Below are 6,822 nucleotides of genomic sequence, written 5' to 3'. Positions count from 1 at the left end.
GCGGCGCTCGCCTCCGAGTTTAGCAGTTCAAATGGGAACATATCGGGTGACGCGTTCGCGTCACCCTTGCCCGCTACGCTTTCACAGCGCCAGCTTTCCTTGACCAACAACCTGCTTCACAAGAGCGAAGTACTTTCTTGAACACCCGATTTTAGCTTTCGTCACCTGTTCACATTAGGTAGCTATTCAGTACTCGCCGGTCAGATGTGTTTCTCACGACCGACTTGCGCGCTCTATTCAGTACGGCCTCAACAAAGTATCAGGACTGAGGATTTCAACAGGAGCCGAACAGCAGGAATCACGGTCTAATAACGTGAGGTCCAGAAGTACTATAAAACATGTATTTGTAGTGACTTATCATGGCTGGAAATGTCTTTCTCGTCCCGTGTGACCCCGGAAACTTCCGCGAAACAGTTCTAACCCACGTTGAATTGGATGACTATCCGGATCACCCTGCTGCACTTTCCAACCTTGAGTCTGTCCGGTTCTGGGGTGCCCGTGATGGTGAGAGTAACCGAAACTACTTCGAGAAAATGGAGTCAGACGATCTTGTATTGTTTTATCAGGATGGTCAATACGTAGGTGTTGGGTTCGTTGGGCTAACATTTGAGGATTCTTCCGATTGGGCAAGCACAACGTTCTGGCGGAACGCACCGTCGAATCTCATCTACACGATTACTGAGTTTGACGAGGTCGCTGTTCCGCGGGCTGCTGTCAATCGAATCTTTGGGTATGACGATGAGTACTATCCCCAGGGATTAATGCGGGTTGCTTCAGGTCGCGTCAGCCGTCGACCAGTCGTAATCAAGCGAGCGGTAACAGAATTCGATGCAAAGCATAGCCCGCGACAAGATACATAGCGTATCTTTGCGGTCGCCTTGCTAGTTCTTACTCGGTGAGTTCGCTGGTATACTGCTGTTCCCAGTCGTCGCGGGCTTCGATTTCTCGACGACCGCGAGCGGTGATCGCGTAGACGTTCGTTCGGCGGTCCTTTTCGCCCTTGTCGAGCAGTCCCTTCTCGACGAGCGTATCGAGATTGGGGTACAGCCGGCCGTGGTGGATCTCGGTTTCGTAGTAGTCCTCGAGTTGGTCTTTGATTGCGAGGCCGTGTGGCTCGTCCAAGCCGGCGGTGACGTACAGCAGGTCGCGTTGGAACCCGGTCAAATCGTACATTTTGCTGCCCACAGCTAGTTTAAGAATACATATACGTTTGTTGGCTATCGGCCGGGTTTCAGAGCGGCCTCGCTGGACGAACGTTTATATCGGAACGTACAGCCACGATGCGATATGCCGCCCTACCGTGACCCGACCGCGGAGTTTCGACCGTATGGCGAAGCGACGCAGATTACAGACGCACAGTTGGAACCCGACCATGCTGAGCACGGCGATGTGATCCGGGAGCGTGACTACCCAGCCGGCGACGAGTCGGACACGAACATCTGTCAGTCCTGCGAGCGAGCTATCTCATCGACTCAGAGCCAGTGTCGGTTCTGCCTCCAACAGGACATCTCGGTCTCTGACAGCGCCTCAGAGCCCCACACGCAATCACTCCACGGAATTATTTGCGTGCTCGTTACGTCACAGTCCTCGCGAGGTGCACTCGCAAAAGGGACTGCAGCAGCGCGATTACTGCAGAAGTCCCACTCATCCCCTATCGACGAATGTACACTCATTGGGGCGCTCGAACAGCCGATCGCGGCGCCACTTCGAGCGCGGTGGGGTCACCTCCCGGACGTCGTTCCTGCGACTGGCTCACGAGAGGATGGATTCGTGGCGAAAGCACGGTCAGTCTCGTTGTGGTCCACTTCTCCTTCGACGGAGGGTTCTGCTTCCCGGTGGTACGACGCTGCTGGGACACAGATCACCGAGGATTCCCGTCGTGAACGGTTGCTTTCGGACTCGGAGACGTGGATTGTCCCAGCGATTGCGCTTCGACAAGCGTCTATCGACACTTCCCCATTACAGTCGGCATCCACCTCACCAACACGGCAACTGCTCCGTTGTCAGTCGTGTGGTGAACAGACACCGCATCGGTTCGATTCACGCGAAGGTAGTCCGCCTGCAGTATGGGCTGGAGAGTCGGTCTGGCAGTGTTCCGTGTGTCGAACACCGCAGTACGGACCTGATCCAGATATCTGATGTTGGTCCGAGGATGAATCAGGGGGTTCTGTTGAGTTCCTTGGAACTAACAGAGATCGTGTGACGCAGATCGAGGGTGCATTCATCACAGAACTCTCGTTTATTCCATCTCACTCACTCTGAACTAACCGGTGAGTAGTAAGAACGTAGTTACCGGCTGTTTCTGGAGGGATGCCGTCGAAAATATTGTCCTTTCCTACTGGCACTACTCAACCGCTTGTTTGAGTAGTGCGATTGAGACAGCACCGACCGAAGCTAATTCTGCGGCCGTTCTAAATAGCTCAGAACTGAGCGCGATGTCAACAGTATGCGGTAAGAAGTCGAACATTTTGGTGGATACCCCCTAAGATAGCGGTCGACCGACTGGTTGGTAATACTTCTGCTGAATTGTCCAATAGTTGGACAGATATTGTACATCCATTGTACAGTCAGCCCTGTCCTGTCTTGAATATCTGATTCCAGTTAGTGTTACTCACCACCGTTCCGGGCTGCCGAGATATAATCCAAGCAGTCGTTTTGAGCGACTCGACTCTCTCAGGCGGGATATTATACGGGGCCTCTAGGACCCAAGAGCAACTGCACTCGTGACTTCTGGTGTGTCGTAGTGGGTTGTGTTTGTGTGCGCCGGCGATGGGCGCCGGCGCAGGAGGTCGGACAGACTTCGACTCTTGAGCCGGTGAGGTGACGACGAATGCACCAGGTAATCTACGCACTCGTGACTGCATCGACAACAGACCAAGCCCTCTCGCGGGCCGCTGACGTATTCGATCAATTGATGGGTGCTGCCCCGCACGCCGAGTCGGTGTTCGACTACTATGTGACGTTTGATGACGACTCGACAACGGTCGCCGGCAGCGACCGGTGGGGTGACCTCCCGGTTGCAGAGCCTGTTGGCTCGGAGGACGGCCAGGAACTCCTCGAGCGTGGGTGGCAGGCGACGACACGCGAGTTCGAGCGAAATCTCGAGCGTGTTCGAGAGGGCGTTGACGAGCTTGACGCGACGGCAATCATGCGTGATGAGGACCTCGTCAGGCATGCGTGCCACAATCTCGGTGCGTACCGTGGCCCAGCGGTGTACCTCTACGACGAGTTCGCTGATGGGGTTCGGCATCGCGAGCGACTTGAGCAACTCGTCGGGTCGAACGACTATCTATGGATCGTTCCCGCTGATGTCCACTACTGAGTCGACGCTGTGTCCAATGGTACTCCTGAGAGAGACACTTCCTGATCGTGGTATTGCTGTTCGAATCGTCATCGACGACGTGGCTGACACCTATCGTGTCGAGTACACGCCGCTGTCCGGTGGTGTGGTGACCGACGAGTGGACTGTGTTCGGTGGCTCCGTCGGCTATGATGCGTCGGTGTTTGCGACTGACACTGCTGCCCGTGCGTTTGTCGAGCGCGTTCGAACGACCTCACACGATGACGTCCTCGCGGAGTTAGCAGTAGACACAGAGTAAGTCCTCCTGTGGTGTGTCGAACCGGGCACATATTGGGTTACTACTTCTCAATCTCCACAGGGAGACAGACGAAATGTACTCTCACTCTGCCACTTTCAGATTGTATTCGTGAACTCGCAACCTCACAGTCGACGGATTACCGAACTCCTACGACAGGGTACCTCATTCAGTTCTATTGCGCGTTCAGCAGGTCTACACTACGGCGTTGTTTTTGCGCCGCCCAAAGGGGCGGAGGCGCAGTAACAGATGTTGATTCCAACGCCCGCAGCCGAGTTGTCTCACTCCCCACACCACCCGCTCGTGATACCTGCTCCGGTGGTGAGTAATCGATGAGTCTCGAGCGCGGGTTCCGTCACGACGAGGCGCTGTTCGAATTTCTGTGGTGTCCGGTGTGTGGCACGGAAGCGTTCACGCACATTCCCTTCGAGGGGGTGTTCTGCACTGAGTGCAATACCAGTGCGACGTGCCGTGAGTCGCCTGAGTCGCGTGGCTACGATGAGGCAGTTATCGTCACGTTCGACGAACGACGACGTGGAATCTCCACGTCGACGAGAAGCTTCGTCGACCGCTTCCCGACGACGAAGCACAAGTTAAGATTCTCGGTGCGCCCGGTTACTTCCACGTCGATTGGTGGGCACCAACCACGACCGAAGACTGGACGCCAGTCGAGCGCAACGAGTTCGTCGACGACTCCGAACCGGAGGAGGTGTCGCACCTCGCATAGCGTCGGTCGAGAGACCCGTCGGTACTAGCGCGACATCGAGATTTTTTGCGCCCGTGATGGGTGCGGGCTGAAGACACAGTCCGTGTGACGTGATTTCCATGAGTCACCAACAAACAGAGTCAGACGTGTCAATCGATCAGGTTCCGGTCGACCTCGACCTCGTGCATCGTTCGGAGTTCACCCGAGCCGACGTTCCCGATGAAATCGAGTCGATTTCGTGGGACCTTCTGAGCGAACGGCCGCCGACGAATTCGCTCGTTGTGCTCAAAGCCGCTCGCTGGTGGTACATCCACGGCACAGGTGAGTCCGATCCCATGTACTGCTGGGCGATTGAGTGGGTTCGCCACCTCACGACTGGCGAGGCGACTGCAAGCGGCCTGTTCGGCGAGTGTCGACAGTACCTTCGGAGCCTCGAGTGCGAGGACACCGACCAGTAGGTCGTCTCACCTGTTTTTTGTGCGCCCCAGAGGGGTGCGGCGCGTCCTAGAGGGACGCGTCAGAACTGAAACCAATGGCAACAACGAGTTCCCCGTCGGTGTCGTTCGACGAGACCGACACGCGACACGATGAGATGCATCGTACGATCGAACAATGGCTTGCAGACCTCGCTGCCGATGTCGACGACGCTCGGGCGAGCAAGCAGTTCCAAGAATGGCTGGACGTCCAGAGCCGGTTCCACGACTACTCCCACCGCAATACACTCCTCATCACCCTCCAGTGTCCCGAGGCGACGAAGGTCGCTGGCTACCGGACGTGGCAAGAAGAGTTCGACCGATACGTCGAGGAAGGCGAGTCGGCGATCTGGATTTGGGCGCCGATCATCACGACCCAATGCCCCGAGTGTGGGAACGCACCGAGCTATCACGAGAATAGTGATTGCGACTACGACGAGACGCCGCCCGAAGAGTGGTCGGAGGGCCTCGTGGGCTTCAAGCCCGCTCCAGTCTTCGACATTTCGCAGACCGAGGGCGAGCCACTCCCGGAGCTGGATACGGCGGCGACCGGTGAGCCTGATACGCTCGTCGATGACCTCACTCACATCGCGTCGGACCTCGGCGTGACCATCCGCATCGTCGATCCCGACGAGTGGCGTCATGGGGAGGCGAAGGGTGTCTGCCAGTCGCGGAGCGTCCAGGATCTCACCCCACTCGTTGAAGTGAAGAATCGTCCGAATCGCGCAGACCTCGCATCGACGATCATCCACGAGTACGCCCACGCGATTCTGCACTTCGACATCACCGACGCGACCGAGCGGGCGAAACGCGAGGTCGAAGCGGAGGCCGTCGCATACGTTGTCGGTCGCTATCTCGGCTTGGATACGAGTGGGTCGGCGTTCTACCTCGCGGTGTGGCAGGGCGACGAGACGGACGTGCTGCAAGAGCGACTGGGTCGGATTAGCGGGACGGCCGAAGAGATTCTCTCGACACTCGACGCGGTCTGAGATCTCTCATCTGTGGTTCTGCTGTCGCGGCTCTGTTGAACCTCTTTGTCAGCTATATCTTGCCCTGCGACAGAGGGTGTTGAGGAACACTTTACAGGGTGTTGTTTTCGCAGGTTCAGCGGTGAATCACCTGAGACATCGAGGCGAAGGCGTTACCGAAGCCGTGCTTCGCCTCTCCGATCCGCTGAGAATCTCCACTGGTGCCCACGTTCGGAGTGGGATTATAGACGCGGGACGTCTCTCTTGAACCATGAACCCAATATTCTTCGAATCTCGCAACGAGTTCCGCACCTGGCTGGAGGAGCACCACGAGACGGCCGATGAGCTGTGGGTTGGGTACTACAAGGCCGACGCCGAGCAGTCTGGCATCGATTACGGCGAGTCGGTCGAGGAAGCGCTCTGTTTTGGGTGGATCGACGGTCTCATCAAGGGCATCGACGACGAGACGTACACGCGCCGGTTCACGCCTAGACGTCCCGACAGCAAGTGGTCGAAGGCGAACAAGGAGCGGGTCGAGGCGGTGGTCGAGGCGGGGAAGATGACCCCGGCCGGAATGGAACTCGTCGAAGCGGCGAAGAAGTCGGGCGAGTGGGGCGCGGCGTACCGGTTAGCAGACGATCACGAGATCCCCGCCGAATTGGAGACGGCGCTTCGTGAGAACGAGGCCGCCTGGGAGAACTTCCAGAACTTCTCGAACACGGACCAGCACGGCTTCATCGTCCTCGTCGAGGAGGCTAAGACGGACGAGACCAGGCAAAAGCGCATCGAACGAACGGTCGAACTCGCGGCGCAGGACCTCCGAGCGTACGACGAGAACAACAAACGGCGGCTGTGATGAGACCTCTTCGGAGCTACCCGTCGCCCGAGAAATCTCTTTTCTCATGTTCGTTCTCGTCACCATTGCGGACGAAGTTACGGCTTTGCTCCCGAGAATGGTCGTGCAGTATGCGCCTGCATTCAGCAGGTATTCGGTAACATCGTCGGGTAGCCGATAGGAGTCGCCACGTTAGGTTCGCACACCCACCTAGCGGCTATTTCACCCACGAAAGTGCCGAACT

At 57.1% G+C, this 6,822-nt stretch carries 7 protein-coding genes and 1 pseudogene; 7 read left to right on the top strand and 1 reads right to left on the bottom strand.

Annotated elements, in window-relative coordinates; all coding sequences use genetic code 11:
- Positions 1–359: 359 nt before the first annotated feature.
- Positions 360–860 carry a hypothetical protein gene (locus tag NDI65_RS20110; RefSeq protein ID WP_255516658.1) on the top strand — a complete coding sequence of 167 codons (501 nt, stop codon included), beginning with the start codon at positions 360–362 and terminating at the stop codon, positions 858–860.
- Positions 861–888: 28 nt separating this feature from the next.
- Here the strand turns inward: NDI65_RS20110 and NDI65_RS20105 are convergent, their stop codons facing one another.
- Positions 889–1,173, bottom strand: coding sequence for a PadR family transcriptional regulator (locus tag NDI65_RS20105; RefSeq protein ID WP_148414611.1), 285 nt, complete (start codon positions 1,171–1,173; stop codon positions 889–891).
- 1,657 nt (positions 1,174–2,830) lie between these two features.
- On the opposite strand from NDI65_RS20105, the gene NDI65_RS20100 reads away from it, so the two are divergent.
- From NDI65_RS20100 to NDI65_RS20075, 6 genes and pseudogenes are all read left to right on the top strand, one after another.
- The gene (locus NDI65_RS20100) at positions 2,831–3,322 is read left to right on the top strand and encodes a hypothetical protein (RefSeq protein ID WP_310894176.1); all 492 of its coding nucleotides are present in this window, start codon (positions 2,831–2,833) and stop codon (positions 3,320–3,322) included.
- A 16-nt stretch (positions 3,323–3,338) separates the two neighbouring features.
- Entirely contained in the window at positions 3,339–3,599 is a 261-nt protein-coding gene (locus NDI65_RS20095; RefSeq protein ID WP_148414609.1) for a hypothetical protein, read from the top strand.
- Between the two features lie 329 nt (positions 3,600–3,928).
- Positions 3,929–4,323, top strand: a pseudogene (locus NDI65_RS20090) (hypothetical protein).
- A gap of 98 nt (positions 4,324–4,421) precedes the next feature.
- A complete protein-coding gene (locus NDI65_RS20085; protein WP_310894175.1) occupies positions 4,422–4,760 on the top strand; it encodes a hypothetical protein in 339 nt (112 codons plus the stop codon).
- Positions 4,761–4,834: 74 nt separating this feature from the next.
- Positions 4,835–5,764, top strand: a complete 930-nt coding sequence (locus NDI65_RS20080) for a DUF955 domain-containing protein (protein ID WP_310894174.1) — start codon at positions 4,835–4,837, stop codon at positions 5,762–5,764.
- A gap of 250 nt (positions 5,765–6,014) precedes the next feature.
- Entirely contained in the window at positions 6,015–6,599 is a 585-nt protein-coding gene (locus NDI65_RS20075; protein ID WP_310894173.1) for a YdeI/OmpD-associated family protein, read from the top strand.
- Positions 6,600–6,822 lie beyond the last annotated feature (223 nt).

Origin of the sequence: Haloferax sp. S2CR25 (assembly GCF_031624535.1) — an archaeon.
In the GTDB taxonomy this organism is placed as follows: domain Archaea; phylum Halobacteriota; class Halobacteria; order Halobacteriales; family Haloferacaceae; genus Haloferax; species Haloferax massiliensis.
This window is presented reverse-complemented; position numbering and strand designations above follow the sequence as displayed.

Coding starts and splice junctions, on each gene's coding strand:
- NDI65_RS20110 (WP_255516658.1), top strand. CDS start 360: ATGGCTGGAAATGTCTTTCTCGTCCCGTGTGACCCCGGAAACTTCCGC.
- NDI65_RS20105 (WP_148414611.1), bottom strand. CDS start 1,173: ATGTACGATTTGACCGGGTTCCAACGCGACCTGCTGTACGTCACCGCC.
- NDI65_RS20100 (WP_310894176.1), top strand. CDS start 2,831: ATGCACCAGGTAATCTACGCACTCGTGACTGCATCGACAACAGACCAA.
- NDI65_RS20095 (WP_148414609.1), top strand. CDS start 3,339: ATGGTACTCCTGAGAGAGACACTTCCTGATCGTGGTATTGCTGTTCGA.
- NDI65_RS20085 (WP_310894175.1), top strand. CDS start 4,422: ATGAGTCACCAACAAACAGAGTCAGACGTGTCAATCGATCAGGTTCCG.
- NDI65_RS20080 (WP_310894174.1), top strand. CDS start 4,835: ATGGCAACAACGAGTTCCCCGTCGGTGTCGTTCGACGAGACCGACACG.
- NDI65_RS20075 (WP_310894173.1), top strand. CDS start 6,015: ATGAACCCAATATTCTTCGAATCTCGCAACGAGTTCCGCACCTGGCTG.